Origin of the sequence: Bacillus sp. FMQ74 (assembly GCF_001875785.1) — a bacterium.
GTDB lineage: Bacteria > Bacillota > Bacilli > Bacillales > Bacillaceae > Bacillus > Bacillus stercoris.
Genome location: NZ_MOEO01000001.1, coordinates 1 through 26,784 on the forward strand (window position 1 = coordinate 1; position 26,784 = coordinate 26,784).

At 43.6% G+C, this 26,784-nt stretch carries 28 protein-coding genes, 1 tRNA gene, 2 pseudogenes and 1 riboswitch; of the genes and pseudogenes, 23 read left to right on the forward strand and 8 right to left on the reverse strand.

The features are described 5' to 3' along the window. Together BLL41_RS00005 and spo0M are read right to left on the reverse strand one after the other, a co-directional pair. Positions 1 to 599 (reverse strand): tyrosine-type recombinase/integrase (locus BLL41_RS00005; protein ID WP_177230631.1); only part of this gene is annotated, 599 nt, incomplete at its 3' end. Positions 600 to 861: 262 nt separating this feature from the next. Next, positions 862 to 1,638: a sporulation control protein Spo0M gene (gene spo0M / locus BLL41_RS00010; protein ID WP_071576328.1), complete on the reverse strand. Its 777-nt coding sequence runs from the start codon at positions 1,636 to 1,638 to the stop codon at positions 862 to 864. A gap of 140 nt (positions 1,639 to 1,778) precedes the next feature. On the opposite strand from spo0M, the gene BLL41_RS00015 reads away from it, so the two are divergent. Then, entirely contained in the window at positions 1,779 to 1,982 is a 204-nt protein-coding gene (locus BLL41_RS00015; protein ID WP_071576329.1) for a hypothetical protein, read from the forward strand. Between the two features lie 84 nt (positions 1,983 to 2,066). On the opposite strand, the gene BLL41_RS22290 is transcribed toward BLL41_RS00015, so the two are convergent. Then, a complete protein-coding gene (locus BLL41_RS22290; RefSeq protein ID WP_083427879.1) occupies positions 2,067 to 2,339 on the reverse strand; it encodes a spore coat protein in 273 nt (90 codons plus the stop codon). A gap of 41 nt (positions 2,340 to 2,380) precedes the next feature. Here BLL41_RS22290 and BLL41_RS00025 point away from each other — a divergent pair. Next, a pseudogene (locus tag BLL41_RS00025) lies at positions 2,381 to 3,062 on the forward strand (Type 1 glutamine amidotransferase-like domain-containing protein). 68 nt (positions 3,063 to 3,130) lie between these two features. Beyond that, a riboswitch (TPP riboswitch) is annotated at positions 3,131 to 3,238 on the forward strand. 132 nt (positions 3,239 to 3,370) lie between these two features. Continuing rightward, positions 3,371 to 5,143, forward strand: coding sequence for a phosphomethylpyrimidine synthase ThiC (gene thiC / locus BLL41_RS00030; RefSeq protein ID WP_071576331.1), 1,773 nt, complete (start codon positions 3,371 to 3,373; stop codon positions 5,141 to 5,143). A gap of 85 nt (positions 5,144 to 5,228) precedes the next feature. Here the strand turns inward: thiC and BLL41_RS00035 are convergent. Beyond that, positions 5,229 to 5,929, reverse strand: a pseudogene (locus BLL41_RS00035) (FAD-binding protein); the annotation flags it as partial. 249 nt (positions 5,930 to 6,178) lie between these two features. Here BLL41_RS00035 and senS point away from each other — a divergent pair. Then, positions 6,179 to 6,376 (forward strand): transcriptional regulator SenS, encoded by a 198-nt coding sequence (gene senS / locus BLL41_RS00040; protein WP_003245192.1) that lies wholly within the window; start codon positions 6,179 to 6,181, stop codon positions 6,374 to 6,376. 24 nt (positions 6,377 to 6,400) lie between these two features. Here the strand turns inward: senS and katA are convergent, their stop codons facing one another. Continuing rightward, a complete protein-coding gene (katA, locus tag BLL41_RS00045) occupies positions 6,401 to 7,852 on the reverse strand; it encodes a catalase KatA (protein WP_014476225.1) in 1,452 nt (483 codons plus the stop codon). A 402-nt stretch (positions 7,853 to 8,254) separates the two neighbouring features. On the opposite strand from katA, the gene BLL41_RS00050 reads away from it, so the two are divergent. The 6 genes from BLL41_RS00050 to rpsN all read left to right on the forward strand — a co-directional run bounded on the left by BLL41_RS00050 (position 8,255) and on the right by rpsN (position 13,040). After that, positions 8,255 to 9,022, forward strand: a complete 768-nt coding sequence (locus BLL41_RS00050; protein ID WP_041351616.1) for an ABC transporter ATP-binding protein — start codon at positions 8,255 to 8,257, stop codon at positions 9,020 to 9,022. Positions 9,023 to 9,039: 17 nt separating this feature from the next. Next, positions 9,040 to 10,038 carry an aliphatic sulfonate ABC transporter substrate-binding protein gene (locus BLL41_RS00055; protein WP_071576332.1) on the forward strand — a complete coding sequence of 333 codons (999 nt, stop codon included), beginning with the start codon at positions 9,040 to 9,042 and terminating at the stop codon, positions 10,036 to 10,038. Further along, positions 10,035 to 10,865 carry an ABC transporter permease gene (locus tag BLL41_RS00060; RefSeq protein WP_083427880.1) on the forward strand — a complete coding sequence of 277 codons (831 nt, stop codon included), beginning with the start codon at positions 10,035 to 10,037 and terminating at the stop codon, positions 10,863 to 10,865. Before BLL41_RS00055 ends, BLL41_RS00060 begins: the two co-directional genes overlap by 4 nt. A 22-nt stretch (positions 10,866 to 10,887) precedes the next feature. Next, positions 10,888 to 12,018 (forward strand): FMNH2-dependent alkanesulfonate monooxygenase, encoded by a 1,131-nt coding sequence (ssuD, locus tag BLL41_RS00065; protein ID WP_071576334.1) that lies wholly within the window; start codon positions 10,888 to 10,890, stop codon positions 12,016 to 12,018. Between the two features lie 102 nt (positions 12,019 to 12,120). Continuing rightward, complete coding sequence (locus BLL41_RS00070; RefSeq protein WP_071576910.1) at positions 12,121 to 12,657, forward strand: hypothetical protein; 537 nt, start codon at positions 12,121 to 12,123, stop codon at positions 12,655 to 12,657. A gap of 113 nt (positions 12,658 to 12,770) precedes the next feature. Continuing rightward, entirely contained in the window at positions 12,771 to 13,040 is a 270-nt protein-coding gene (gene rpsN, locus BLL41_RS00075; protein WP_071576335.1) for a 30S ribosomal protein S14, read from the forward strand. Positions 13,041 to 13,057: 17 nt separating this feature from the next. Here rpsN and BLL41_RS00080 read toward each other — a convergent pair whose 3' ends face one another. Together BLL41_RS00080 and BLL41_RS00085 are read right to left on the reverse strand one after the other, a co-directional pair. Beyond that, on the reverse strand, positions 13,058 to 13,531 hold the full coding sequence (locus tag BLL41_RS00080) for a hypothetical protein (RefSeq protein ID WP_071576336.1): 474 nt from the start codon (positions 13,529 to 13,531) through the stop codon (positions 13,058 to 13,060). 1 nt (position 13,532) lies between these two features. Beyond that, positions 13,533 to 13,733, reverse strand: a complete 201-nt coding sequence (locus BLL41_RS00085) for a helix-turn-helix transcriptional regulator (protein ID WP_009966860.1) — start codon at positions 13,731 to 13,733, stop codon at positions 13,533 to 13,535. Between the two features lie 193 nt (positions 13,734 to 13,926). On the opposite strand from BLL41_RS00085, the gene BLL41_RS00090 reads away from it, so the two are divergent. Continuing rightward, positions 13,927 to 14,000 (forward strand) — tRNA-Gly (locus tag BLL41_RS00090). A 90-nt stretch (positions 14,001 to 14,090) separates the two neighbouring features. On the opposite strand, the gene BLL41_RS00095 is transcribed toward BLL41_RS00090, so the two are convergent. Further along, entirely contained in the window at positions 14,091 to 14,714 is a 624-nt protein-coding gene (locus BLL41_RS00095) for a B3/B4 domain-containing protein (protein WP_071576337.1), read from the reverse strand. 82 nt (positions 14,715 to 14,796) lie between these two features. Here BLL41_RS00095 and queG point away from each other — a divergent pair, with 82 nt between their 5' ends. The 12 genes from queG to BLL41_RS00160 all read left to right on the forward strand — a co-directional run bounded on the left by queG (position 14,797) and on the right by BLL41_RS00160 (position 26,783). Beyond that, entirely contained in the window at positions 14,797 to 15,957 is a 1,161-nt protein-coding gene (gene queG, locus BLL41_RS00100) for a tRNA epoxyqueuosine(34) reductase QueG (RefSeq protein ID WP_071576338.1), read from the forward strand. 66 nt (positions 15,958 to 16,023) lie between these two features. Continuing rightward, entirely contained in the window at positions 16,024 to 16,953 is a 930-nt protein-coding gene (locus BLL41_RS00105; protein ID WP_083427881.1) for an amidase domain-containing protein, read from the forward strand. Positions 16,954 to 16,990: 37 nt separating this feature from the next. Then, a complete protein-coding gene (gene trmL, locus BLL41_RS00110; protein WP_003233442.1) occupies positions 16,991 to 17,473 on the forward strand; it encodes a tRNA (uridine(34)/cytosine(34)/5-carboxymethylaminomethyluridine(34)-2'-O)-methyltransferase TrmL in 483 nt (160 codons plus the stop codon). A gap of 125 nt (positions 17,474 to 17,598) precedes the next feature. Beyond that, positions 17,599 to 18,240: a YhbD family protein gene (locus tag BLL41_RS00115; RefSeq protein WP_071576340.1), complete on the forward strand. Its 642-nt coding sequence runs from the start codon at positions 17,599 to 17,601 to the stop codon at positions 18,238 to 18,240. Further along, a complete protein-coding gene (locus BLL41_RS00120) occupies positions 18,231 to 18,944 on the forward strand; it encodes a bactofilin family protein (RefSeq protein ID WP_071576341.1) in 714 nt (237 codons plus the stop codon). Before BLL41_RS00115 ends, BLL41_RS00120 begins: the two co-directional genes overlap by 10 nt. Positions 18,945 to 18,955: 11 nt before the next feature. Beyond that, a complete protein-coding gene (locus BLL41_RS00125) occupies positions 18,956 to 19,663 on the forward strand; it encodes a hypothetical protein (RefSeq protein ID WP_071576342.1) in 708 nt (235 codons plus the stop codon). Between the two features lie 349 nt (positions 19,664 to 20,012). After that, positions 20,013 to 21,908: a serine/threonine protein kinase PrkA gene (gene prkA, locus BLL41_RS00130; RefSeq protein ID WP_003239626.1), complete on the forward strand. Its 1,896-nt coding sequence runs from the start codon at positions 20,013 to 20,015 to the stop codon at positions 21,906 to 21,908. 179 nt (positions 21,909 to 22,087) lie between these two features. Next, entirely contained in the window at positions 22,088 to 23,266 is a 1,179-nt protein-coding gene (gene yhbH / locus BLL41_RS00135; protein WP_071576343.1) for a sporulation protein YhbH, read from the forward strand. 159 nt (positions 23,267 to 23,425) lie between these two features. Further along, entirely contained in the window at positions 23,426 to 23,890 is a 465-nt protein-coding gene (locus tag BLL41_RS00145) for a MarR family transcriptional regulator (protein ID WP_003233431.1), read from the forward strand. A gap of 35 nt (positions 23,891 to 23,925) precedes the next feature. Next, a complete protein-coding gene (locus tag BLL41_RS00150; RefSeq protein ID WP_014476241.1) occupies positions 23,926 to 24,591 on the forward strand; it encodes a biotin/lipoyl-containing protein in 666 nt (221 codons plus the stop codon). 40 nt (positions 24,592 to 24,631) lie between these two features. Further along, entirely contained in the window at positions 24,632 to 26,230 is a 1,599-nt protein-coding gene (locus BLL41_RS00155) for an MFS transporter (RefSeq protein WP_003233429.1), read from the forward strand. A gap of 22 nt (positions 26,231 to 26,252) precedes the next feature. Continuing rightward, a complete protein-coding gene (locus BLL41_RS00160; protein WP_069839140.1) occupies positions 26,253 to 26,783 on the forward strand; it encodes an NAD(P)H-dependent oxidoreductase in 531 nt (176 codons plus the stop codon). Position 26,784: the final 1 nt, after the last annotated feature.

Sequence of the window (26,784 nt, forward strand, 5' to 3'; positions counted from 1 at the left end):
ATGTTTTTAATCATTGTATTAGATATAGGTGAATAATTGATCTTTCGATTTTTATTGGTGTATAAAGTAACAATTCCATTTTCTAAATCAACGTCTTTTATTTTGATGTTTATTACAGTTGATAATCTATTTCCAGTATCTAATAAATAAGATACGAGCAACCAGTTTCTCCATTCTACAAAACCACATTTTTTGAAATCAGGTGGTGCTAAAAGCCTTTTTATTTCATCTTCCGTATATGGTTCTTTTCGTGGCTCATCAATTTTTATCAACTGAATTTTAAAATCATTGAAATAACCTTCATCCATGCACCAATAAAGGAAAGCACGAGTATGGCGGAGATAAGTATTTATTGTAGTGTCTTTGATGTTTAATTCAAATAACCAACGTTTGAAATTTTCCAAAACCGTTTTGTGTATGTCCGAGGGGGAGGTAAGACCCTCAAGCTCAATAAATTTGAAAAAATGGATAAGATTGTTGTCATAAGATTTTATTGTTTTGGGCGAAAGGTTTTTAGTCTTATTCTCCAACTGAAATTCATTGAATAAATCTTTAATAGTCCTCCATTCATTAGTACGTCTAAAGCGTGTTTTCCCCAAATTATTACATCTCCTTTTAATAAAATTTGATGTAATAAACATAATCAAGCGTGAATTACTTGCAGAAAATCGAAGAAAATTAGGTTAGAGCTGCGATTTATCAACACTTTGTCCTTATAAGGTGGTGGGTGCTCGACTCAAAATCGTGTTCCTTCTGGAGTGTCGGTTCGACCCCGACCACCGGTATACTGAAGAACCCGTTTCTTATTTAGAAACGGGTTTTTATTTTATCGAAGAAAAGGAGCCTCAGCTCCTTTTTTACTTACTCAGCGTATTGGTCTAGGATCTCTTCTAGTACCTCTCCTAGCTCTTCTGCATCTTCAAGCTCTGATTGGCTGAAACGGACGCGTACAAGCTGTTCTCCGTCATTATACATCTCTTCCAGCCATCCTCGCAGTCCTCTTGCCCTGCGGTCGACTTCGAAAATGATTTCCAAACCGTCTTCGTCTAAAAGGAAAATGAGCTCTAATTCATCAAGCATCTGACGATAATATCCGGAAGTCGGAACGAACTCGAATTCTTGAACGAATGGAAGACGGCGCTGGAAGTAGGGCGCTTGTTCGCAGTCTGCTTCGTTAAGACGGAAGCCCAGGTTTTCGATAGCTTCCAGGACATTTTCAATCCAAGGGTGCGCTTCAACGCAAATGCGGTCATGATCGGATTTATCGATACCGCCTTGAATGTCAAGGTCTGTCACCACGGCAACCTCTACTTTCCCTACAGTGATCGGCGTATCTAGAGGCAGAGTGAATGTGAACGGAAATTGATGCTCTTCTCCAGGCTGAATGGCAAATGAACCAGTGACCCGGAAAGAATGAATTGTAGCGTATTTCCGGTGCTCTTCGTCGTCTTTTACGATGACGTACCTGGTGTTAAGCTGTAAGTCAATATAGCGGATGTCCTGAGCGATTTTTCCGCCTTTGACGTGTACAGTTCCCCGTACTTTTTCTCCTGGAAAATATGCATCTTTCTCTAAAATTGTATCGACTTTTGCAGCTCCGATTCCGGCACTTGCCGCAAGTTTCTTAAAAAATGACATGTTTGATCTTCCCCTTTTTCTTTTTCTCAACAGATATACGCAAGAAGGAGAAAAAAAGATTCATTCGATTCATACTTTTTTCCTATTATTCATCTAAGCCTAGGGGCAGACTAAGAATAATATTGAAAACAAAGGAGTAGGTGGAAGTGAATAAAGAAAATTTGGTTGCAGATGAATTACACAGAATGTTTTTGGCTGGTGAGCTGCAAATCACAGTAGAGGAGGATATAAACAATATTTCCGAAAGGCTGAGAAACGGCGATCTCAGTTTAGACCGATTAAGCGGTGAAGACGCGTTTATAAAAGAAACGGTAAACGAGGCTTTAAGAAGAGTGGAGCAATAAAAAAGAGACGGCATCTCATCTTTGAGATCCCGTCTCTTTTTGTAGTCTTTGCTGCAAGATAAAAGTGAATCGATTTGAAATTGCTTATCCAAGCCACCCTTTTTCCAATAGAAGATCTGACAGTTCATCATGGAGATGGACAGCTGTATCTAATTGATCATGCAATGCTCTTCTGATGTGGGGATTTTCGGCTTCTGTTATTGCGACAGTGTATTTATTAATGTTGGTTTTTATTGTTGTTAACAAATCAAGAATATCTTTGGGACAAAGACTTTGTTCAATGGGAAACCACCTCCTTTGTTTTTTTAGCAGCTCCTGATAAGAAAGTATTTGGCTTTGTTTCTTGCTTCTATACAAAATGCTATAATAAGCAACAAATTTTGTTGGGGGGTGTGATGATGAAGCAGATTATTGCGATGGGGGGCGGGGGTTTTTCGATGGAGCCGGATAATTTGTCCCTCGATCAATATATCCTCAATCAATCAGAACGAGAGCAGCCTCGTATTTGTTTTTTGCCGACGGCGAGCGGAGATTCCCAAAACTATATTCAGCGGTTTTATCATGCATTTCAAACACTGGATTGCGTGCCGTCTCATTTATCTTTGTTTAAGCCGCCATCAACAGATTTAGCTGGAAATGGACGTGATTTATGTTGGCGGGGGAAATACGCGGAATTTACTTGTGTTATGGAAAGAGTGGGGGCTGGATCATATTCTCAGGGAAGCATGGAAGAACGGTGTGGTTTTAGCTGGATTAAGTGCCGGTGCGATCTGCTGGTTTGAAGAAGGGGTGACAGATTCAGCCGGACCGCTGACAAGTTTGAAAAGTTTAGGTTTTTTGCAAGGGAGCTTTTGTCCCCATTATGACGGGGAAAAGGATCGGAGACCGGCATACCACCAGCTGATAGCTAACGAATTCTTGTGCAATGGCTATGCGGCGGACGATGGAGCGGCTCTCCATTTCATAAATGATCAGCTGTTTCAGACTGTGAGTTCAAGATCGTATGCAAAGGCATATCGGGTGATGAAGGGGGAACATGGGATATCTGAAATCCCGTTGCCTGTCAAATATTTGGGATGAATTAGCTGAATATTTTCTATATTCCTCTTTTTTTTCGATTGGTTTTATGTTAAGATGAGTCCGAAATCAATAGTTACTGGGGGTGCCCGCTTTCGGGCTGAGAGAGAAGGTAAGCTTCTTAACCCTTTGGACCTGATCTGGTTCGTACCAGCGTGGGGAAGTAGAGGAATTGTTTTTATTATTGTCGTGCTGGGCAATAATATGTTTCTTTCTGACTGTAACCGGGTTCATATATATGAATCCGGTTTTTTGTGCTGGTTATGGGCTTGATTTTGTCCTTTCAAATGTAGAGAGGGGAAGGATAAGTAATGCAAAACAATTCAGTGCAGCAAGCCAACATTTCTATTATGTCAAGTTTTTCGGGTAGCAAAAAGGTATACGTGGAGGGTTCTTCTTCAGACATCCAAGTGCCGATGAGGGAGATTACATTGAGTCCGACGACGGGATCGTTCGGCGAGGAGGAAAACGCACCTGTGCGTGTCTATGATACAAGCGGACCTTATACGGACCCCGAAGTTACTATTAATATTCAAGAAGGATTAAAGCCGCTCCGCCAAAAGTGGATTACAGAGCGCGGTGATGTGGAAGAATATGAAGGTCGTGCTATAAAACCGGAAGATAACGGTTATAAAAAAGCAAATCCAAACGTAAGCTACCCAGGGCTAAAGCGGAAACCGCTTAGGGCGAAGGCTGGTCATAATGTCACTCAAATGCACTATGCCAAAAAGGGAATCATTACACCTGAGATGGAGTTTATCGCTATTCGGGAGCATGTGTCTCCCGAATTTGTAAGAGACGAGGTAGCAAGCGGCCGGGCAATCATTCCTTCAAACATTAATCACCCTGAAAGCGAGCCAATGATTATCGGCCGGAATTTTCATGTGAAGATTAATGCGAATATCGGGAATTCAGCTGTTACGTCATCCATTGAAGAAGAAGTGGAAAAAATGACGTGGGCCATCCGCTGGGGCGCAGATACAATGATGGATCTCTCTACAGGAAAAGATATTCATACGACGCGTGAATGGATTATTCGCAATTGTCCTGTGCCTGTGGGAACTGTTCCGATTTATCAGGCGCTTGAAAAAGTAAACGGCGTAGCGGAGGATTTAACGTGGGAGATTTATCGTGATACGCTGATCGAGCAGGCAGAGCAGGGAGTGGATTATTTTACGATTCACGCGGGTGTTTTGCTTAGGTATGTGCCGCTGACTGCCAAACGGACAACCGGTATCGTGTCACGCGGGGGAGCAATTATGGCACAGTGGTGTCTGGCTCACCATCAAGAAAGCTTTTTATACACTCATTTTCAAGAGATCTGTGAAATCATGAAAGCGTATGATATTGCGTTTTCTCTTGGGGATGGCCTGCGTCCCGGATCAATCGCCGATGCCAATGACGAAGCACAGTTTGCTGAATTAGAGACGCTTGGAGAGCTGACGCAAATCGCGTGGAAGCATGATGTTCAGGTGATGATTGAGGGTCCTGGACATGTTCCGATGCATAAAATCAAAGAGAACGTCGATAAACAAATGGACATTTGTAAAGAAGCACCTTTTTACACGTTAGGGCCGTTGACAACGGATATTGCCCCGGGATATGACCATATTACTTCAGCGATCGGAGCGGCGATGATCGGTTGGTATGGGACAGCAATGCTATGTTATGTAACGCCGAAGGAGCATTTAGGGCTGCCAAACCGTGACGATGTTCGTGAAGGAGTCATTACATATAAGATCGCTGCGCACGCTGCGGACCTTGCAAAAGGGCATCCCGGAGCGCAAATCCGGGATGATGCGTTATCGAAAGCCCGTTTTGAATTCCGCTGGCGGGATCAGTTTAATCTATCTCTTGATCCGGAGAGAGCGCTTGAATACCATGATGAAACCCTGCCGGCTGAAGGAGCAAAAACCGCTCACTTTTGTTCCATGTGCGGTCCGAAGTTTTGCAGCATGAGAATTTCTCAGGATATTCGGGATTATGCGAAGACAAACGATCTTAGTGAAGCAGAAGCCATAAATAAAGGATTAAAAGAAAAAGCAAAAGAGTTTGTTGAGACGGGAAGCAATTTATATCAATAAAAAAGATGAAGATGGAGAATGCTCCATCTTCATCTTTTTTTAGAAAAACAGAGAGCGTCGAAGCGGCTGGATGCTCTGTTCAAAGCTGATTGCCTCCCGGGCTGTTAAAAAAGGTTACCGCTTCAATGAAGGGCATTGTTTTTACCATTCCGCTTGTCGGGCTTCCTGCTTTCAATAAAGGCTTTAACAGTTTTTTTAACTCTGTTTTTGGACCGACAAAATGGCCGAGGGCCTCTATCAGGTTTACTTCTTTAGGCTAAAACTCTATTGATGAGGTAAGCCGGTCATCTGTATAGGGGGCTCAGTGCTGCCACGTGTTAAATACTTCTTTAAAATCATCCCAGCCCCATGTAATTGAAAAAATCGATACTTGAGTGATGGGCACTGCTTTAAATGTCATGGAGGTGACAATGCCGAAACTGCCGCCTCCGCCTCCCTGGGACGCCCAAAATAAGTCAGGATGTTTTGAAGAGCTGACTGTAACCAGATCAGCGCCCGCTTCAATATAGACAAGCTTTCTACCCTGATTAGTTATTTTTTCATTTCGCTTAAATCAATGACAAGACCATTATTTAAGAGGGAAAAGTTTTCATAGCTGTGACTGCCGCCTCGAATACGGAAAGGCGCACGGTTTTCACGCGCCCATTTCAGCGCATTGAGTGCATCTTGTTTATTTTGGCAAAACACAATGATGTAAGGATACCTTTCTAAGCTCAGGTTAATATTGGTTCTTGCTTCGTTATAGTCCGGATCATCCCGTGTCACGATACGTCCGGTCTTTTCCACACTCCCACATCATTTCTCTCGTATTCTAGTTTCTCTAGCTTATGCGTCAGGGTAAAAGAGTGTATAAGGAAAAAGCGTGGATATAATCTAATCAAGTGTCAATACCTTCAAAATATAGTTGACAGGTCGGTATTGTATGAATTAATATGGTCAGTACAAATTTTTCAAACTTAACGCGCTGATCGGAACACCGAAGGCTCTTATCGTTTAGATAAGGGCCTTTTTTGTATGAAAAAGGAGGGATTATTGATGGGAGTCAAAAAAGAAAAGGGGAGAAAACGATTCAGGAAGCGAAAAACCTACGGGAATCAGATTTTGCCGCTTGAGCTACTGATTGAAAAAAACAAACGAGAGATTATAAACAGCGCGGAGCTCATGGAAGAAATTTATATGAAGATTGATGAGAAGCATACGCAATGTGTAACTAAATATAAAAAAACCCGCTGATTACAGCGGGTTTTTGCATTTCGATTAAGCATCTTTTTTAATCGGCAATCCAAGGCCTTCTGCGACGCGTTTTCCGTACTCAGGGTCCGCTTTATAGAAGTGCTCGATTTGACGAAGCTTGATTTCTTCTTTTTCTACCGGCTTCATAGCGTTAACGATATTTTCAACAAGGCGGGTACGCTCATCTTCGCTCATTAAACGATACAGGTCACCGGCTTGTGTGTAGTGATCGTTGTGATCGTAGCTTACGCTGTCAGCGATACCTTGTACCGGATATGCTGCTTGCTTATCCTCAGGTGACTCTTTCGGGCCGCCGAAGCTGTTAGGCTCGTAGTACACAGACCCGCCGCCGTTATCGTCAAAACGCATTTGTCCATCACGTTGATAATTGTTTACTTTGTTGCGTGCACGGTTGATTGGCAGCGCTTGGTGGTTTGCGCCGACACGGTAGCGGTGTGCATCATGATAAGCAAACAGTCGGCCTTGAAGCATTTTATCCGGTGAAACATCAATACCAGGCACGAGTGTTCCAGGTGAAAATGTCGCTTGTTCTACTTCTGCAAAGTAGTTTTCCGGATTTCTGTCAAGAACCATGCGTCCGACCTCGATTAACGGGTAGTCTTTTTGAGACCAAACTTTTGTGACATCGAACGGATCGAAACGGTACGTATTTGCATCTTCTAAAGGCATGATTTGCACATATAGTTTCCATGCAGGATAATCACCGTTTTCGATTGCGTTGAAAAGGTCTTCTGTATGGTAATCAGGGTTTTCGCCGGCAATTTTTGCTGCCGTATTGACATCAAGGTTTTTCACGCCTTGTTCTGTTTTAAAGTGATATTTAATCCATACGCCTTCGCCTTCGGCATTTGTCCATTTGAATGTATGGCTTCCGAAGCCGTGCATGTGGCGAAGTGTCGCAGGAATTCCGCGGTCAGACATCAGGATTGTCACTTGGTGCAGTGACTCTGGTGAAAGTGACCAGAAATCCCATACAGCCGTAGGGTTTTTCAGATGTGTTTTTGGATCTCTTTTTTGTGTATGGATGAAATCAGGGAACTTAATCGCATCGCGGATAAAGAATACCGGCGTATTGTTGCCGACGATGTCGTAGTTTCCTTCTTCAGTATAAAATTTAACAGCAAATCCGCGTGGATCGCGAACTGTGTCAGCCGAGCCAAGTTCACCGGCAACTGTTGAGAAACGGATGAACAACGGTGTGCGTTTGCCGACTTCAGAAAGGAAAGCGGCTTTCGTATATTTTGTTACGTCGTTTGTCACTTCAAAATATCCGTGTGCGCCTGCTCCTTTGGCGTGAACGACACGTTCAGGAACACGTTCTCGGTTGAAATGGGCCAATTTTTCGAGTAAATGTACATCTTGAATTAAAGTTGGTCCGCGAGAACCGGCAGTCATTGAGTTTTGATTATCTCCAACCGGAGCGCCCCAGCTAGTTGTCAGTTTATTTGAACTCATGTTATCACCTCTTGGAATTTATAAGAACATAATATCATCTCTAAGTAAAAAGTCAATATTATTTTATAATTATTATAAAATAGTTATCTCTATTAAGCGATATCTAGTATTGAAAGTGTTGAAAAACCTTGTTATATCAGTTGTTGATAGTATTTAATAATTTTCAAAGAAATCATTGTTTCTTCTCTACTTGCGAAACAAGCAGAGTAAGTGATAACAAAGATGTTAAAAATCACATTTAAAAAAGAGTTGACATATCGGAATAATTTGAATTAACATGTTATTCAAACAAAAAACAATTGGGCAGCTGATCGGACCGCCGAAGGCTCTCATCTCTACAAGAACAGAGATGGGGGCCTTTTTGTTTTTTGAAGGCGGGGTTGGCAGAAAGAGGGGATAAAAGTGGCTGTGACCATCAGCATCAAAGAAAAGGCATTTGTTCAAGAGGGCCGCAAAAACACGGTCTTAGAGAACATAGAATTATCAATCGCACCAGGCGAATTTCTAACGCTTATCGGACCGAGCGGGTGCGGAAAAAGCACCCTGTTAAAGATTATTGCAGGACTTGATTCTGAATATGACGGGAGTGTTGAAATTAACGGCCGCAGCGTAACTGCTCCGGGTATTCAGCAGGGATTTATTTTTCAGGAGCACCGCCTCTTTCCTTGGCTGACGGTTGAGCAGAATATTGCCGCCGATTTGAATTTGAAGGACCCAAAAGTCAAACAGAAGGTGGATGAACTGATCGAGATTGTCAGATTGAAAGGATCGGAGAAAGCATATCCGCGCGAGCTGTCAGGCGGCATGTCACAAAGAGTTGCCATCGCCCGGGCCCTTCTGCGGGAGCCTGAGGTGCTGCTTTTAGATGAACCGTTTGGTGCACTCGACGCTTTTACAAGAAAACACCTGCAGGACGTGCTGCTGGATATATGGAGGAGGAAAAAAACAACGATGATTCTCGTGACTCACGATATAGATGAATCTGTTTATTTAGGAAATGAGCTTGCGATCCTTAAGGCCAAACCGGGGAAAATCCATAAGCTGATGCCCATTCACTTGGCGTATCCGCGGAACCGGACGACTCCGGATTTCCAAGCGATCAGACAGAAAGTGCTGTCGGAATTCGAGAAAACAGAAGATTTGGAGTACGCTGAAGGATCAGGGATATAGAAAGGGCGGAAGCGGAAATGAAAAAAGGACTCATTGTATTGGCTGCTGTTATTTTTCTGCTCACAGGCTGCGGAGCAAACGGAGCCAATGGCGATCACAAACAATTGAAGGAAATTCGTATTGGTATCCAGCAAAGCTTAAGCCCGCTTTTGATTGCGAAGGAGAAAGGCTGGTTCGAAGATGCATTTGAAAAAGAAGGCATCAAAGTGAAATGGGTGGAGTTTCAAAGCGGTCCGCCCCAATTTGAAGGCCTAGCGGCAGACAAACTTGATTTTTCTCAGGTCGGCAATTCCCCTGTGATCGCTGGACAGGCGGCAGGCATTGACTTTAAAGAAATTGGTTTGTCTCAGGACGGTTTGAAAGCAAACGGCATTCTTGTGAATCAAAATAGCGGCATTCAGGAAGTCAAGGACTTAAAGGGGAAGAAAATTGCAGTCGCCAAAGGCAGCAGCGGGTTTGATTTTTTGTATAAAGCGCTTGATCAAGTCGGGTTGTCAGCTAATGATGTGACAATTATTCAGCTTCAGCCTGATGAAGCGGCTTCGGCGTTTGAAAACGGATCTGTTGATGCCTGGTCCATTTGGGAGCCGTACTTGTCCTTAGAAACTATGAAACACGGAGCAAAAATCCTTGTGAACGGAGAAAGCACAGATTTATATTCACCGGGCTTTACTTTAGTAAGAACCAAGTTTTCAGAAGAGCATCCAGACGAAGTGGTCCGTTTTCTGAAGGTGTTTAATAAAGCCGTTGTATGGCAAAAGAAACATCTGGATGAAGCAGCAGACCTGTATGCAGACATTAAAGGTCTCGATAAAAAGGTCGTCGAAAATGTGCTGAAAAATACTGAGCCTCTGAATGAGGTCATTAGTGACGACATTGTGGAAGCACAGCAAGAAACAGCAGATTTTCAATTTCGAACGAAGGCGATAGATAAGAAGATTGATGTGAAGGATGTTGTGGATAACACTTTTATCAAAAAAGCATTAAAGGAACATTCCTCAGGAGGTGATCAGTGATGAAAGCAGAGGCTGCGGGCTCGCTGCCCAAAACGAATGCGGAAGCAGTGCGAAAAAAGCCCGGAAGGAAGAAGTATGGCTGGACGAAGGGGCTTTTACTGCCCGCTGTCATCATTGCCATTTGGCAGATTATCGGCGCGCTGGGGGTTGTGTCCGCTATAGTGCTGCCTACACCTGTTACGATTGTCCTGACCTTTAAGGAGCTTATTTTGTCCGGTGAGCTGTTCGGCCATCTGCAAATCAGCATTTATCGGGCGGCGCTTGGTTTTTTGCTTGGCGCGGGACTTGGATTGATGATCGGGATTTTGGCCGGATTCTCCAAACGGACGGAGCTGTATCTTGATCCGTCGCTGCAAATGCTTAGAACCGTACCTCATTTGGCCGTCACGCCGCTGTTTATTTTATGGTTCGGATTTGACGAAGTATCTAAAATTTTGCTGATTGCGCTCGGTGCCTTCTTTCCCGTCTATATCAATACGTTTAACGGTATCCGCGGAGTTGACGCGAAGCTGTTTGAAGTCGCTCGGGTCCTTGAATTTAAATGGCATCAGCAGATATCCAAAGTCATATTGCCGGCAGCCCTGCCCAATATATTGCTCGGCATTCGCTTATCGCTCGGCATTGCATGGCTCGGGCTCGTTGTGGCAGAGCTGATGGGCTCAAGCTCGGGAGTCGGCTATATGATCATGGATGCGAGACAGTTTTCACAAACGAATAAAGTCTTTGCGGGGATTATCATTTTTGCAGTGGTTGGAAAGCTGACGGATTCCTTCGTCAGGCTGCTTGAACGAAAGCTGTTAAAGTGGAGAAACAGCTACGAAGGATAAAAGATATAAAGGGGAGATGAATATGGAAATTCTTTGGTTTATACCGACTCATGGAGACGCGAGATATTTAGGATCTGAAAGTGACGGACGGACTGCGGATCATCTTTACTTTAAACAAGTCGCGCAGGCGGCAGACAGGCTGGGATATACAGGGGTTCTTCTGCCGACGGGAAGATCGTGCGAGGACCCGTGGCTTACAGCGTCGGCACTGGCAGGAGAAACAAAGGACTTAAAGTTTTTAGTCGCGGTAAGACCTGGTTTAATGCAGCCTTCTTTAGCAGCCAGAATGACATCAACCCTAGACCGCATTTCAGACGGCCGGCTGCTGATCAACGTTGTGGCAGGGGGCGATCCGTATGAGCTGGCAGGCGATAGCCTGTTTATCAGCCATGATGAACGCTATGAAGCGACAGACGAATTTTTAACCGTTTGGCGAAGACTTTTGCAGGGAGAAACGGTTTCCTATGAAGGAAAGCATATAAAAGTGGAAAACAGCAATCTGCTTTTCCCGCCGTTGCAAGAGCCGCATCCGCCCATCTATTTCGGTGGTTCGTCACAGGCTGGGATTGAAGCTGCCGCAAAGCATACAGACGTGTACTTGACATGGGGTGAGCCGCCTGAACAAGTAAAAGAAAAGATAGAGAGAGTCAAAAAGCAAGCGGCAAAAGAAGGGAGATCCGTCCGGTTTGGCATTAGGCTGCATGTCATTGCCCGTGAAACTGAACAAGAGGCATGGGAAGCGGCAGAGCGCTTGATCAGCCACTTGGATGATGACACCATTGCCAAAGCGCAGGCAGCTTTGAGCCGTTACGACTCTTCAGGCCAGCAGCGGATGGCCGTCCTTCATCAAGGCGATCGGACGAAGCTTGAAATCAGCCCGAATCTGTGGGCGGGGATCGGTCTGGTCAGAGGAGGGGCAGGAACAGCCCTTGTCGGTGATCCGCAGACTATTGCTGACCGGATAGCGGAGTACCAGGCACTCGGCATAGAATCATTTATATTCTCCGGCTATCCGCATTTAGAAGAAGCGTATTATTTTGCAGAGCTTGTATTTCCGCTTTTGCCGTTTGAAAACGATCGGACGAGAAAGCTTCAGAACAAAAGGGGAGAAGCGGTAGGAAACACTTATTTTGTCAAAGAGAAAAATGCATGAGTTTAATTAAAATACAGCCCCCGAACATGGTATGATATTCAGAAAAAGGGGGCTTTTTTTCTGAAAACATTGAGAAGCGCAGCAGTCATTTGCCTGATAGCTATGCTGACAGCATGCGGACATTCAAAACAGATGGAAATCCAAGCGGCGGACATATCAGATCTTGAAAAAAACAGAATGGATGTTGCAGCTTCACAGGCATTCACTGCTGAAGCCGTTAATATCGGTGAAGGTATTTCCTCAGCTGACATGTACATCGAACATTATCAAAAGGGAAAGTTTGTTGAGAGGCTTGGACCGGTTCGTGCAGATTATTCAGAGAAGAAACCCGATACTATACAATTTGTTTATTTTGAGAATGAAGAGGAAGAAGGTAAGAATAAACATACCACCATTCATTTTGGCATTGTGGATAAACAAGGAAATATAGCGGCTGATTCATCGGTGAAACGTGACGATAGCACAACACAGGAAATGACTCAGAATATTTCATCGCCGGAACCGATTTCTTTCGAAAAGCCTGTTTTGATCGGCAGCAGTATTAGAGGGGCTGACGAGACAATGCATACCTCTGAACATAAAAAAGAGCTCATTAAGCATCAAGATGCGTTACTGTATTATGTGAAATTGCATTATTAGAAACGGGCGGCTTCAGGCCGTCTGTTTTACAAAGCGGTATGCTTGCTTTTTTGAATGGTGCATGATACATTTTAAAACGTAATAATTTCGATTTAAGAGGGAGGCTATGTGACTTGGCTAAAAAATCAAAAGTGTCAAAAGAGTTAAAACGTCAACAGCTTGTTCAACAATACGCTGATATCAGACGTGAGTTGAAGGAAAAAGGAGATTACGAGGCAATCAGCAAGCTGCCAAGAGATTCAGCGCCGGGAAGGCTCCACAATCGCTGCATGGTAACGGGGCGCCCGAGAGGATATATGAGGAAGTTTAAAATGTCCAGAATCGCTTTTAGGGAGCTGGCCCATAAAGGCCAGATTCCCGGTGTGAAAAAAGCAAGCTGGTAAGAAAAAACTCCGGCCGATTACAGTGCGCCGGAGTTTTTTTCGTTCTTCTTGAAAGAGATGACGTAGGAAAGGTGCTGGATGATCATGATGACAAACACAATAATAATAGGAAAAAACGGAATACGCGATTGAAAAAGCGGATAAAAAATGAGAAGAACTGCAGCGGCAGGCAGCGAGAAGTAGACAGCGATATATGAAGCGCGGCATGCTTTTGCCGTCATCATCTGCTCTCTTTCATCCTGCTCTTCAAATTCATCCGGCAGAAGAAGCTGCTTTCTGGCAGGGCGGCTTTTTTTCTGTAAGTACAAATAAACCGCAGTCGCCGCAACAAACAGAACAAAGGGGGTGAGGTTTAATTCAAACACCGTCCTACCGCTCTTTGTGCGGAAAAAAGATGCTATGCCTTCCGAGGCTTCAAAGTATGAAATCAGCGTCCAGCATGCAAGACCAAATAACACCAGTTGAAAAGCTGCTTTTGTTTTCATGCTCATCTTAGTTTTCCTCCTCTAACCAAAAGACATCCTCCATTTTCATGGAGAAGGCTTTGCAGATTTTCAATGCTAACAGCAGTGAGGGAACATAATCGCCTTTTTCAATCGCTGCCACAGTTTGTCTTGTGACGCCGACCGTTTCTCCGAGTTTTTCCTGAGAATAGCCGAAGCGTGCCCTCAGCTCTTTTACTTTATTTTTCATCATGACGTCTGTCCCCTTCACTTTCTTGTTTCATTATATTGTATAGTATACTTAACATTATGCAAATGAAACTTAACAACTTTACAAAACGATAACTTTTTTTCGACAAAATTTTTATATTCCCTTGACGAAAAATAAATAAACATGTAATATAAGAAAAGTCAGAGCGGTACTGTTACTGACATTCACAAATGCGGGTGTAGTTTAGTGGTAAAACCTCAGCCTTCCAAGCTGATGTCGTGAGTTCGATTCTCATCACCCGCTCCATACATACGTTATTAACGCAGTGTTTCGTTTCTCAGATAAACGAAGTATTGCGTTTTTTTATGTAAAAAAGAACACGTTATTCGTGTTCTTTTACGTAAGCCAATGTACTGTATGGGTGCCGCCGTGAATTTGTTCAAACATTTTCGTTAATGATGATAAGAGTTTAACAGCGCTGCTTTTCTCAATGGATGGCGGGAAAAAAATGATTTGCAGCATATTCTTGGTCTCGTTTGAAACGGGATGTTGATTGAAGCTGTTTTTAAAATCGCCAAAAATGCCGTTTTCATCAGAGAAAAGCAGTATGTTTTCTTTTTCTCCCAATGAGATCCGGACAGGCTCATGAAGCTTTCCGGCATCATACATCATAATAGGCAGAGAATATTTTAATGCGAAAAAATCGATTGTGTCATGGGCTGAGTCCTTACTTTCCATGAATTGTTCTTTGGATATCGGGATCAGCATGTCCTCCATTGGGGTTGTTTCTTTCTCAAAAGAAGGGTTAAGCTGTTTAAAGAGTTCCTGCCATTCCTTGACGAAGGGTTCATCGGGTATACCGCCGTCTGCATAGTCGAAAAACAGGGACTCCTGGAATAGACGGAGTCTGCCTTTTAGCATTTGCGGTGAGGAGCCGACTTCGATATTCTCATAAAAGACAGCTGCTGCATGTAAGCCAGCCGCACGTTCAGTAATAACAGAATCAAGTTTGATATTCACTAGCATTCACTCCAGTTACGTGATATCAACCTATTATAAACGCTGTATCGTTTTATCACAAAGAAAGGAGGCTGTGCAAAACATGAACGTTTATCAGCTCAAAGAAGAATTAATTGAATACGCAAAAAGCATTGGCGTGGACAAAATTGGTTTTACGACCGCTGATACTTTTGACAGTTTAAAAGACCGTTTGATTCTTCAAGAATCACTCGGCTATCTCTCCGGCTTTGAAGAGCCGGATATTGAGAAAAGGGTGACGCCGAAGCTTCTGTTGCCGAAAGCGAAATCAATTGTGGCGATTGCTCTCGCATATCCTTCCAGAATGAAGGATGCGCCAAGAAGCACGAGAACTGAGCGCAGGGGCATTTTTTGCAGAGCCTCCTGGGGCAAAGACTATCATGATGTGCTGAGGGAAAAGCTCGATCTGCTGGAGGAATTTCTAAAAAGCAAGCATGAGGATATCAGAACGAAGTCAATGGTTGATACAGGTGAATTGTCTGATCGCGCCGTTGCGGAACGTGCTGGCATCGGATTCAGTGCGAAAAACTGTATGATCACAACGCCAGAGTATGGCTCTTATGTGTATTTGGCGGAAATGATCACAAATATCCCTTTTGAGCCTGATGTGCCGATTGAAGATATGTGCGGGTCCTGCACGAAATGTTTGGACGCCTGTCCGACGGGGGCACTGGTTAATCCGGGACAGCTTAATGCGCAGCGCTGCATCTCTTTTCTGACCCAGACAAAAGGGTTTTTGCCTGATGAATTCCGGACAAAGATCGGAAACCGCCTGTATGGGTGCGATACGTGCCAAACGGTATGTCCTCTCAATAAAGGGAAGGACTTTCATCTCCATCCGGAAATGGAACCTGATCCTGAGATTGCCAAACCGTTATTGAAGCCGCTCTTGACCATCAGCAACCGGGAATTCAAGGAGAAATTCGGACATGTCTCAGGTTCTTGGCGCGGGAAAAAACCGATTCAGCGAAACGCCATTCTTGCCCTTGCGCATTTTAAGGACACTTCCGCACTGCCCGAGTTGACGGATCTGATGCACAAGGACCCGCGTCCTGTCATCAGAGGGACAGCCGCATGGGCGATCGGTAAAATCGGAGATACTGCATACGTGAAAGAGCTTGAAAAAGCGCTTGAAAAAGAGAAGGATGAAGAGGCAAAGCTGGAAATTGAAAAAGGAATTGAGTTGCTAAAAGCTTCAGGCATGACTAAACAAGGCCTGTCCTGACATACGTATAGAGCAGAAGGAAAAAACACTTGAGATCATCCAAGTGTTTTTTCTCTATAAAATAGTATGGCGGGTGGGGTGAGCTTGAAGCACATTTTAGAACAATTGGCGGAGGAGCGGCTGGGCTTTCTGGTTAACGGGCATGCTATGAGACAGGAGTCTCAAGTCGGAGACCTGACAGTCATGGAGCGTAAGAAGAAGCTTCTGGAAAAGCGTAAAGTTGACATTATAAAAGCGAAAGCAAAGGCCGTGATTAATCATGTGCGGGTTGAGGATGACGGAACGACCTGCCTTACGTATACCATCCATTACGAATACGTGTGTAAGGAGCAGGACGACAGCTTGTATATGGAGGAGCATATAGAGGAGCGAATGGCTTTCCTTTATGATCACATTTTGATTAGTGATCAGGAAATTGTGAAAAAGCCGGCTGGATTTCATGAAGGGACCAGTATTATAGACTATTCTGAAGAGGAAAGAGAAGCGTTTGGCAGGGCTTTTCAATACGATCGTCTCGGCGCTGTGCAATACGCCGAGAAATTTTGGAACAAGCGCAATCCTGCTTATAAAAATTTCAGCGATAACTGTACCAATTTTATTTCTCAGTGTCTTCATGCGGGAGGCGCGCCAATGCGCGGCCATCCGAACAGAGGATCAGGCTGGTGGATGAAACAAAGCTCATGGAGCTACAGCTGGACGGTAGCTCATTCGATGAAAATGTTTTTGTCTCATTCAAAGGCCGGACTGCGTGCGGTACGGGTGAAATCAGCGGAAGAGCTGGTGCCGGGCGATGTGATTTGCTATGACTTCGAAGGGGACGGCCGTTTTAATCATACAACGATTGTCGTCGCAAAGGACAAAGGCAACATGCCGCTTGTTAACGCCCAGACCTATGACAGCCGGATGAGGTATTGGTCATATGAGGATTCAACGGCATACACGCCGTCGATACGATATGCTTTTTTTCATATCGTTGATGATACGACAAAAGAGTAATTAATGTTATAATGATGGGCGGATAAGAAAAACAGAGGTGAACATTGTGGCATTACATGTTGTTTTATATCAACCAGAAATTCCCGCTAACACAGGGAATATTGCGCGTACTTGTGCAGCAACCAATACAACGCTCCACCTGATTCGTCCGCTCGGTTTTTCAACGGATGATAAAATGCTGAAGCGTGCTGGACTCGATTATTGGGAGTTTGTTAATGTTGTGTATCATGATTCGTTAGAGGAATTGTTTGAGGCATATGAAAAAGGCCAATTTTTCTTTATTACGAAATTTGGCCAGCAGCCTCATACATCATTTGATTACACTGATCTTGACGAGGATTATTTCTTTGTGTTCGGAAGAGAAACAAGCGGTTTGCCAAAGGATTTAATTCAAAATAATATGGACCGCTGCCTGCGTCTTCCGATGACAGAGCACGTCAGATCGTTAAACCTGTCCAACACTGCCGCGATTCTCGTTTATGAAGCGTTGCGCCAGCAAAATTACCGTGATTTAAAATAGTGAAAAAACCCGCTCATCGCTGATGGGCGGGTTTTTTTGTATCTGTTGAAATGCTCTGTTTCATTTTTGGGCTTAACAACGTAACAGTGTTATGTTACAATGTACCCATCAAAGGAGCTGGACTTATGGAAGAACAATTAATCTCTAAAAAAGAATTACTTGAAAGAACATCGATTTCATACGGTCAGCTGTATCGATGGAAGCGAAAAAATTTAATACCCGAGGAATGGTTTATTCGCAAATCCACTTTCACAGGGCAGGAGACGTTTTTTCCGAGGGAGGATATTTTAAAACGTATCTCAATGATTCAAAAAATGAAGGAAAACTTGTCTCTGGATGAAATGAGAGAAATGCTGTCACCAAAGATGAAGGATGTCAGCATGACCGCTGATGAATTGCTCCGTAAAGGTTTGATCTCAAAGCCTGCACTTGAAATCTATTCAGAAGATGGTAGTAGTCCGGTTTTTTCATCCCGCGACTTGCTGTCGCTGTATGTGCTTGAAGGACTGCTGCAGTCTGGAAATGTCAGCTTGGCAGAAGCAAAAATGGCTGCAGAGGTATTAAAGAAGCATGATTCTGAAAAGATTGAAAAACAGACGGAACTGATTGTGCTGCGCAAGCTCGGTGTTACAACTTGTTTTATAGCGGCTGCTGCGGACAGCATTTTGTTTGAATCGTCCGTCAAGGTTGTGGAACGGGTAGATTTATTAAAAGCTTCAGAGGAATTAAAAACAACATATATGCAGGAGGGCCAACAATGGATGTAGTGGAAAAGCTGGTGATAAACGGTTCAGGAAGTTCAAAGGGAGGAACGTTTCAATCAGTTGAGATTAACGGAAGCGGAACAGTGGCTGGAGACGTGGAGTGTGACACTTTTTCTTTTAATGGAACGGGAAAAGCTGACGGCAGCGTCAAAGCGAAAGCGGTAACCATCAGCGGTTCAGGAAAGATACAAGGAGACGTTGAAGCTGAATCTATTCGGATTAATGGCACTGGTTTTATTCAAGGAGAGGCATCAGCAAAACAATTGAAAATCGCTGGATCATCAACATTTGGCGGGAATGTCAAGGCTGATGAGATTGACATTAGCGGAAAAACCGTCATGGAAGCGGATTGTGAAACGGAAACCTTTCAATCAGAAGGGAAATGCAAAATCAACGGTCTTTTAAATGCAGACCAGGTGACCATTAAGCTTTGTTCCGGGGAAAGCTATGTGCGGGAGATCGGCTGCCGGCATCTTCAAGTGACCTGCAGAAAAGGAATGCTGACATTACTCAGGTTGATGCCGCAGCCTGTTTTAACGGCAGAGCTGATCGAAGGTGACGTGATTGAATTGACAAATACAAAGGCGAAAACCGTGCGCGGAAATAAAGTGAAAATCGGTCCGGATTGCCGAATTGAAACTGTTGAATACAGCGGCGACTATACCTGTGATCCAAGCGCATTGGTAGAAACATGCACGAAGGTGTGAGGAGGATCGTAATGGAGACAACAAAACTGGGAAATTTAAAATTATATGGAGCTGGCCATGCCGCCGGAGGCGCGTATCACAATGTCGTCATCAAAGGTGAAGGTGTGGTCGGTGAAGGGCTGTCTGCTGCGGGCTGCCGCATATTCGGAACAGGCTGCTTTCTCGGGACGGCAGAGACTGAGCGGCTGCGTGTGTTCGGAGAAAGTGAGTTTAAAGGCAATCTGACCGCCGGCAGAATCAATATTTACGGCACAATGAAAGTCAGCGGCTCACTTCAATTTGATCGCTTCAATTTGAAAGGCCTGACAGAGATTTCCGAGAGTATGACTGGAGAATCGTGCGATGTGAAAGGGAAGCTTAGCGTAAAAGGTGATTGTGAAACAGAAATGTTCCATGTCACAGGCTGTGTTGATGTATCGGGGTTATTAAATTCGGGTGACATCAAGATAGGATTGAGCCATGATATAAGCCATGTGCGCGAAATCGGCGGAACAACAATTACTGTGAAAAAACGCACGAGCTTTTTTAACCGGAAGAAAGTGAAACTGATCGCAGACATCATAGAAGGAGATCAGGTTTATTTGGAGAATACCGATGCGGCAGTTGTCAGGGGAAAAGAAGTGATCATCGGGCCGGGATGCAGTATCGGAACAATTGAGTACGAAAACACATATGAATGCGATCCGCATTCACAGATTAAAGAAAAAATAAAACTGTGAAACATTGTTCTGTTATACAAAAAGGGTGCTCTTTCAGGAGCACCCTTTTTTATTCTTTTCCAGGCTTGCTTTCGTATCCTGCAGTAAAAATTGATACTAAAAAAGTGACAATGACACCCATCATGATGATTGTTTTCACCGTCTCTCCCCCTCTTCAATTTTTCCGTGCTGTCCGAGTCTGGATGATTCTGTATTTTTCCTTATTATGAACGGTCGCAGTCTGCCTTGTCAACGATGTATAAGTATCTTTATTTTTAAGAAACCAAAGCATGTATCACGAGATGGCGGCATAGATTGTAACAAAGTACCTTATTTGCATAGTGTATCAAACATGATAGAGGAGGTCCTTATGGATATATTAAAGAAAATTGAACAGTACAGAGAGGAAGAGCAGCGGCTGAAATGGGAAGGAACTTTCGCCGATTATTTGGAGATTATTAAAGAAAATCCGATGGTCGCGCAATCTGCTCATTCTCGAGTTTTTAATATGATAAAAGACAGCGGGATAGAGGAGATTGACGGACGCAAGAAGTACAGTTTTTTTGACCGCGAGCTGTTCGGGCTTGAAGAATCTCTGGAGCGTCTTGTGGAAGAGTATTTTCATCCGGCTGCCAAACGTCTAGATGTCAGAAAGCGGATTCTATTGCTGATGGGACCTGTGAGCGGCGGTAAATCCACGTTGGTCACGATGCTTAAAAAAGGTCTCGAAGCGTACACGCTGACAGATAATGGCGCTGTATATGCGATTAAAGGCTGCCCGATGCACGAGGACCCTCTACATTTAATCCCCCACCATTTACGCGATGACTTTTACAGAGAATACGGTATTAGAATAGAGGGAAGTCTTTCTCCTTTAAATGTCATGAGGCTGGAGGAAGAGTACGGAGGAAGAATTGAGGATGTGAAGGTGGAGCGCATCTTCTTTTCAGAAGATAAGCGTACGGGAATTGGAACCTTCAGTCCATCTGATCCAAAATCTCAGGATATTGCCGATTTGACCGGGAGTATTGATTTCTCGACAATCGCCGAGTATGGTTCGGAATCAGATCCGCGCGCTTACCGGTTTGACGGAGAGCTGAACAAAGCGAACCGCGGGATGATGGAGTTTCAGGAGATGCTGAAATGTGATGAGAAATTTCTCTGGCATTTGCTTTCATTGACACAGGAAGGGAATTTTAAAGCAGGGCGGTTTGCGTTAATTTCTGCTGATGAGCTGATCGTGGCTCACACGAATGAGACGGAGTATCGCTCATTCATTTCTAATAAGAAGAACGAAGCCCTGCACTCGAGAATCATCGTGATGCCGGTTCCTTATAATTTAAAAGTGTCTGAGGAAGAGAGAATTTATGAAAAAATGATCGCAGAGAGCGATGTGGCGGATGTTCATATTGCCCCTCATACTTTGAAGGTCGCTGCGATGTTCTCAATCCTTACCCGGTTAAAAGAGCCAAAGCGGTCGGATATTGATTTGGTCAAGAAAATGAGATTGTATGATGGAGAAAGTGTGGAAGGATATAATTCCGTCGACGTTGAGGATATGAAAAAAGAATATAATGATGAAGGAATGAGCGGCATTGATCCGCGGTACGTGATCAACCGGATTTCTTCAACGATTATCAGAAAAAATATGGAGTCGATTAATTCTCTCGATGTCCTTCGTTCCTTAAAAGAAGGTCTTGATCAGCATCCATCAATTTCAAGCGAGGACAGGGAGCGGTATTTGAATTTTATTTCTGCCGCCCGAAAGGAATATGACGACATTGCGAAAAAGGAAGTCCAAAAAGCGTTTGTGTATTCGTATGAAGAATCAGCAAAAACACTTATGGACAATTACCTCGATAACGTAGAGGCCTATTGCAATAAAAATAAGCTTCGTGATCCTTTGACAGGAGAAGAAATGAACCCTGACGAAAAGCTGATGAGATCCATCGAGGAGCAGATCGGCATTTCGGAAAACGCCAAAAAAGCGTTCCGCGAAGAAATTTTAATCCGCATCTCGGCCTATGCGAGAAAAGGCAAGCGGTTTGATTACAATTCCCATGAAAGGCTGCGTGAAGCAATTCAGAAAAAGCTGTTTGCTGATCTGAAGGATGTCGTTAAAATTACGACTTCAACAAAAACGCCGGATGAGCAGCAGCTGAAAAAGGTAAATGAAGTCGTGGCCCGTTTAATTGATGAGCACGGCTACAACTCGACGAGCGCCAATGAGCTGCTGAAATATGTCGGCAGCCTGCTGAACCGATAAGCAACGTGACCCGTCCGAATAGGGCGGGTTATTTTGTCCCATTTTCTAAATAGTTTGTCAATTAAACGTGCTTTTGTGCATATGATGAATATAAATCTTTTCAAAAGACTTGTTTCATAATCTGGCACAAGCCGGAATACGTATGTATCACGACCACAAATGGTTAAGGAGGGGAATTCATGTCCCAAAATGACAGCGGCCATTTTTTGATTTCTGAGGAAAACTGGTCCCTCCATCGCAAAGGCTTCGATGATCAGCAGCGTCACCAGAAAAAGGTGCAGGAAGCGATCAAAAACAATCTTCCGGACCTCGTAACTGAGGAAAGCATTATTATGTCTAATGGAAAAGATGTAGTGAAGATCCCAATCCGCTCACTTGATGAGTATAAAATCCGTTACAACTATGATAAAAATAAACATGTAGGGCAAGGAGACGGCGACAGCCAGGTTGGTGATGTTGTGGCCCGGGATGGATCAGACAAAAAACAAGGGCCAGGAAAAGGGCAGGGTGCCGGTGATCAGGCAGGCGAGGATTATTATGAAGCGGAAGTTTCATTAATGGATTTAGAAGAAGCGCTTTTTAAAGAATTAGAGCTTCCGAATCTCCAGCAAAAAGAGCGGGATAATATCATTCATACAGATATTGAGTTTAATGATATTCGTAAAACAGGGTTAACCGGTAATATTGATAAGAAAAGAACAATGATGTCAGCCTTTAAACGAAACGCAATGTCAGGAAAGCCGTCGTTCTATCCAATTTATCCGGAGGACCTGAAGTATAAGACGTGGAATGACATCACAAAGCCTGAATCAAAAGCTGTCGTTTTAGCAATGATGGATACAAGCGGCAGTATGGGAGTTTGGGAAAAATACATGGCCAGAAGCTTCTTTTTCTGGATGACCCGTTTTTTGCGGACGAAATACGAGACTGTTGAAATTGAATTTATTGCCCATCATACAGAAGCAAGAGTCGTCTCGGAGGAGGATTTTTTCTCAAAGGGAGAAAGCGGCGGAACCATTTGTTCTTCCGTATATCGGAAGTCGCTTGAGCTTATTGATGAAAAGTACAATCCTGACCGCTATAACATTTACCCGTTTCATTTTTCTGACGGTGACAACCTGACATCTGACAACGCACGCTGTGTGAAACTGGTTAATGATATTATGAAGAAGGCCAATCTATTCTGCTACGGTGAGGTCAATCAGTACAACAGGCATTCAACGTTAATGTCTGCATATAAAAATGTGAAAGATGAGAAATTTAAGTACTATATTTTAAAACAGAAATCTGATGTTTTTCAGGCGCTGAAGAGCTTTTTTAGAAATGAAGAGTCTGGTGTAAGCCATCAACTTTCTTAATGAAAAGCCCATTTCAGGGCTTTTTTTTATTTAATAAAAGTAAGAAAACGCTTGCGAAAAAAATACGGGAGAAAAAGAAATTTTTCCTTTGACAAATCTTCTTTCATTTATTAATATTTTATCTTGTGAACTATTATTGAGGAATGAGGTGAAAAGGAGTTGACTGAATCAGAACGTGCTTTGCTCACTTTTGAACAGCTCTTTGATACGTCTCGGGCGATTTATAAAAAACAGAAGAAGATATTGGAGATTGTTCTTGAGCCTTTTGATATTACAGTCCTTCAATATTTGCTGATGTTTAAAATTCATCAAAGCGGAAGCACCCCGCTAAGCAAGCTGGCAATGTCGCTTGATCTTAAGCCTGCTTCTGTGACGCGGATGACAGATATTCTGTATAAGCGCCAATTGATGAATCGATATGACAGTCCGGATGACCGCCGTATCGTCATGATTCAGTTAACCGAAGAGGGGGAAGAACTGATAGAAAAAGCCGCTGTGCAATATGCAAAAATGGGTGCGGGCTTGTACCAAAAGCTTGATACCTCCCAGCTGCAGTATTTGCGCAAACTTGCCGGAAGCTTAACGAAGCTTGCTGAAGGCTGTTCAGAAAAAAGCGGTAATTAAAAACTTCTCACATATTTTCACCAACTTTCCGCAAAATGATAGAGGATGAAACGAAAGGAGAAAACAAAATGAACAGAGGACGTTTAATTCTGACCAACATTATCGGTTTGATTGTTGTTCTTGCAATTATAGCTGGAGGTGCTTACTACTATTATCAAAGCACTAACTACGTAAAAACAGATGAAGCAAAAGTAGCCGGCGATATGGCTGCTATTACTGCTCCAGCAGCAGGTAAAGTATCTGACTGGGATCTGGACGAAGGAAAAACAGTGAAAAAAGGCGACACAGTTGCAAAAATCAAAGGTGAACAAACTGTTGACGTAAAATCCATTATGGATGGAACAATTGTGAAAAACGAAGTGAAAAACGGACAAACCGTACAAGCTGGTACAACAATCGCACAAACGATTGATATGGACAACCTATACATCACAGCAAATATTAAAGAAACAGATATTGCGGATATTGAAGTAGGAAATAGTGTAGACGTAGTAGTTGATGGAGACCCTGATACAACATTTGACGGTACTGTAGAAGAAATTGGCTATGCGACTAACTCAACTTTTGATATGCTTCCTTCTACAAATTCAAGCGGAAACTACACAAAAGTAACACAAAAAATTCCTGTGAAAATTTCAATCAAAAACCCATCTGATAAGGTGCTTCCTGGAATGAATGCATCTGTTAAAATTTCTGAGTAAAACAGATCAGTCATCAAACCATGAAAGGAGGTTGTCTTAGATGGCTACAGGCAAAGAAAAAAATGCAAAAAACCCTATGTCATTGCTGATTGTGCTAATGGCGGGTTTATTTTTGGCAATCCTAAACCAAACACTGCTTAATGTTGCAATGCCGCACTTAATGACTGAATTTGGCGTAAGTGCAACGACGATTCAGTGGCTGACAACAGGTTACATGCTTGTTAACGGTGTATTGATTCCGTTATCTGCCTTCCTGATTACACGGTTTGGCCAACGGAGTCTCTTTCTCGTCGCGATGTTTTGTTTTACGCTCGGTACGTTAGTCTGCGGTATCGCACCTAACTTCTCTACAATGCTGATCGGCCGTTTGATTCAGGCCGTGGGCGGAGGTATCTTGCAGCCGCTCGTTATGACAACCATTCTGTTAATTTTCCCGCCTGAAAGCAGGGGGAAAGGAATGGGGATTTTCGGGCTAGCGATGATGTTTGCTCCAGCGGTCGGCCCGACTCTTTCCGGGTGGATTATTGAGCATTATACATGGCGCATTATGTTTTACGGACTTGTGCCGATCGGAGCAATTGTTATCATTGTGGCTTTCTTCATCTTTAAAAATATGGTGGAGCCGCAAAAAATCAAACTCGATACTCTTGGCGCAATCCTCTCGATTGTCGGATTCGCCTCCTTATTATACGGAGTCAGTGAAGCCGGATCTGACGGCTGGACCGACCCGATTGTATTGTCTACAGTTATTATCGGAGCCATTGCAATTGTTGCTTTTGTTGTTCAGCAATTGCGCCATGATGATCCGATGCTTGATTTCAGAGTGTTTAAATATGACATTTTCTCACTCTCAAGTGTCATTAATATCATTATTACAGTGGCACTTTACACTGGTATGTTTCTTTTACCGATCTATCTGCAAAACCTGGTCGGCTTTACGGCACTTCAATCCGGTCTGCTTCTGCTTCCGGGTGCGATCGTCATGCTGATTATGTCACCGATCTCAGGTATTTTGTTCGATAAATTCGGACCGAGACCGCTTGCGATTATCGGGCTTCTCGTGACAGTGGTAACAACTTATCAATACACGCAATTGACAATTGATACACCATATACGCACATCATGCTGATCTATTCAATTCGCGCATTTGGTATGTCTCTCTTAATGATGCCAGTCATGACAGCTGGGATGAACCAGCTTCCTGCCCGACTGAACAGCCACGGAACGGCGATGAGCAACACGCTTCGCCAAATCAGCGGATCAATCGGTACAAGTTTAATTACGACGATTTATACAAACCGGACGACATTCCATTATTCGCAAATTGCAGATAAAACGAGCACGGCGGACCCGAACTTCCTCCATGCGTTCCAAAATGCAGTTTCCAATTTAATGGTGAATATGAATGTGTCTTATGATACAGCGAAAACGTATGTGTACTCACATATTTATAAACACGCGTCACTCGATTCCAATGTCATGGGGATAAATGATGCCTTTATGTGGGCAACCTTATTCTGTGTAGCAGGTTTGATTTTAAGTATCTTCCTGCGTGACGTTAGAAAAGATAAATTGCGTAAGAAGAAAAAAGAGGAGCTTTCATTACTTCCTGCTCCAAAAGAAGCTAAGGAATCTTAATCTGTACAGGGAGGTTTCCTGAATGAAAATTTATGTAGTGTATGATAGTGAAGGCGAACATACTAAAGTGCTTGCAGAAGCAATTGCTGAAGGCGCGAGAGAAAACGACGCGGCTGAAGTGTTCATCGACCATGTAGATCAGGCGGATATCCGCAAGCTTAAAGATATGGATGCGATTATTTGGGGATGCCCAGGGCATTTCGGAACAATCAGCTCTGGTCTAAAAGCTTGGATCGACAGACTTGGCTACTTGTGGGCTGAAGGCGAGCTGATCAACAAAGTCGGTGCTGTTTTCTGCACAACGGCAACAACACACGGCGGCTTGGAAATGACAATGCACAATTTAATCACGCCGATGTTCCACCAAGGCATGATCGTTGTCGGACTGCCTGGCAACGTGCCTGAAAACGCACTTTATGGCTCTTATTACGGAGCAGGTGTCACTTGTCCGGTAGACAGTGATGAGTTAATGTCTGAGGAAGGTATTCAGCTTGGACGCGCGTTGGGAAGACGTGTCAGCCAAGTCACAGGAAACCTAACAGCAGGACAGTAAG

Excerpts from the sequence above, each read along its gene's own strand:
- BLL41_RS00070 (WP_071576910.1), top strand. The coding sequence starts at position 12,121 with ATGCTGACAGCATGCGGACATTCAAAACAGATGGAAATCCAAGCGGCG.
- ssuD (WP_071576334.1), top strand. The coding sequence starts at position 10,888 with ATGGAAATTCTTTGGTTTATACCGACTCATGGAGACGCGAGATATTTA.
- BLL41_RS00120 (WP_071576341.1), top strand. The coding sequence starts at position 18,231 with ATGGATGTAGTGGAAAAGCTGGTGATAAACGGTTCAGGAAGTTCAAAG.
- katA (WP_014476225.1), bottom strand. The coding sequence starts at position 7,852 with ATGAGTTCAAATAAACTGACAACTAGCTGGGGCGCTCCGGTTGGAGAT.
- thiC (WP_071576331.1), top strand. The coding sequence starts at position 3,371 with ATGCAAAACAATTCAGTGCAGCAAGCCAACATTTCTATTATGTCAAGT.
- spo0M (WP_071576328.1), bottom strand. The coding sequence starts at position 1,638 with ATGTCATTTTTTAAGAAACTTGCGGCAAGTGCCGGAATCGGAGCTGCA.
- prkA (WP_003239626.1), top strand. The coding sequence starts at position 20,013 with ATGGATATATTAAAGAAAATTGAACAGTACAGAGAGGAAGAGCAGCGG.
- BLL41_RS00150 (WP_014476241.1), top strand. The coding sequence starts at position 23,926 with ATGATAGAGGATGAAACGAAAGGAGAAAACAAAATGAACAGAGGACGT.
- BLL41_RS00080 (WP_071576336.1), bottom strand. The coding sequence starts at position 13,531 with ATGAGCATGAAAACAAAAGCAGCTTTTCAACTGGTGTTATTTGGTCTT.
- yhbH (WP_071576343.1), top strand. The coding sequence starts at position 22,088 with ATGTCCCAAAATGACAGCGGCCATTTTTTGATTTCTGAGGAAAACTGG.
- BLL41_RS00115 (WP_071576340.1), top strand. The coding sequence starts at position 17,599 with ATGGAAGAACAATTAATCTCTAAAAAAGAATTACTTGAAAGAACATCG.
- BLL41_RS00105 (WP_083427881.1), top strand. The coding sequence starts at position 16,024 with ATGGCGGGTGGGGTGAGCTTGAAGCACATTTTAGAACAATTGGCGGAG.
- BLL41_RS00085 (WP_009966860.1), bottom strand. The coding sequence starts at position 13,733 with ATGAAAAATAAAGTAAAAGAGCTGAGGGCACGCTTCGGCTATTCTCAG.
- BLL41_RS00055 (WP_071576332.1), top strand. The coding sequence starts at position 9,040 with ATGAAAAAAGGACTCATTGTATTGGCTGCTGTTATTTTTCTGCTCACA.
- BLL41_RS00155 (WP_003233429.1), top strand. The coding sequence starts at position 24,632 with ATGGCTACAGGCAAAGAAAAAAATGCAAAAAACCCTATGTCATTGCTG.
- queG (WP_071576338.1), top strand. The coding sequence starts at position 14,797 with ATGAACGTTTATCAGCTCAAAGAAGAATTAATTGAATACGCAAAAAGC.
- BLL41_RS00125 (WP_071576342.1), top strand. The coding sequence starts at position 18,956 with ATGGAGACAACAAAACTGGGAAATTTAAAATTATATGGAGCTGGCCAT.
- BLL41_RS00160 (WP_069839140.1), top strand. The coding sequence starts at position 26,253 with ATGAAAATTTATGTAGTGTATGATAGTGAAGGCGAACATACTAAAGTG.
- senS (WP_003245192.1), top strand. The coding sequence starts at position 6,179 with ATGGGAGTCAAAAAAGAAAAGGGGAGAAAACGATTCAGGAAGCGAAAA.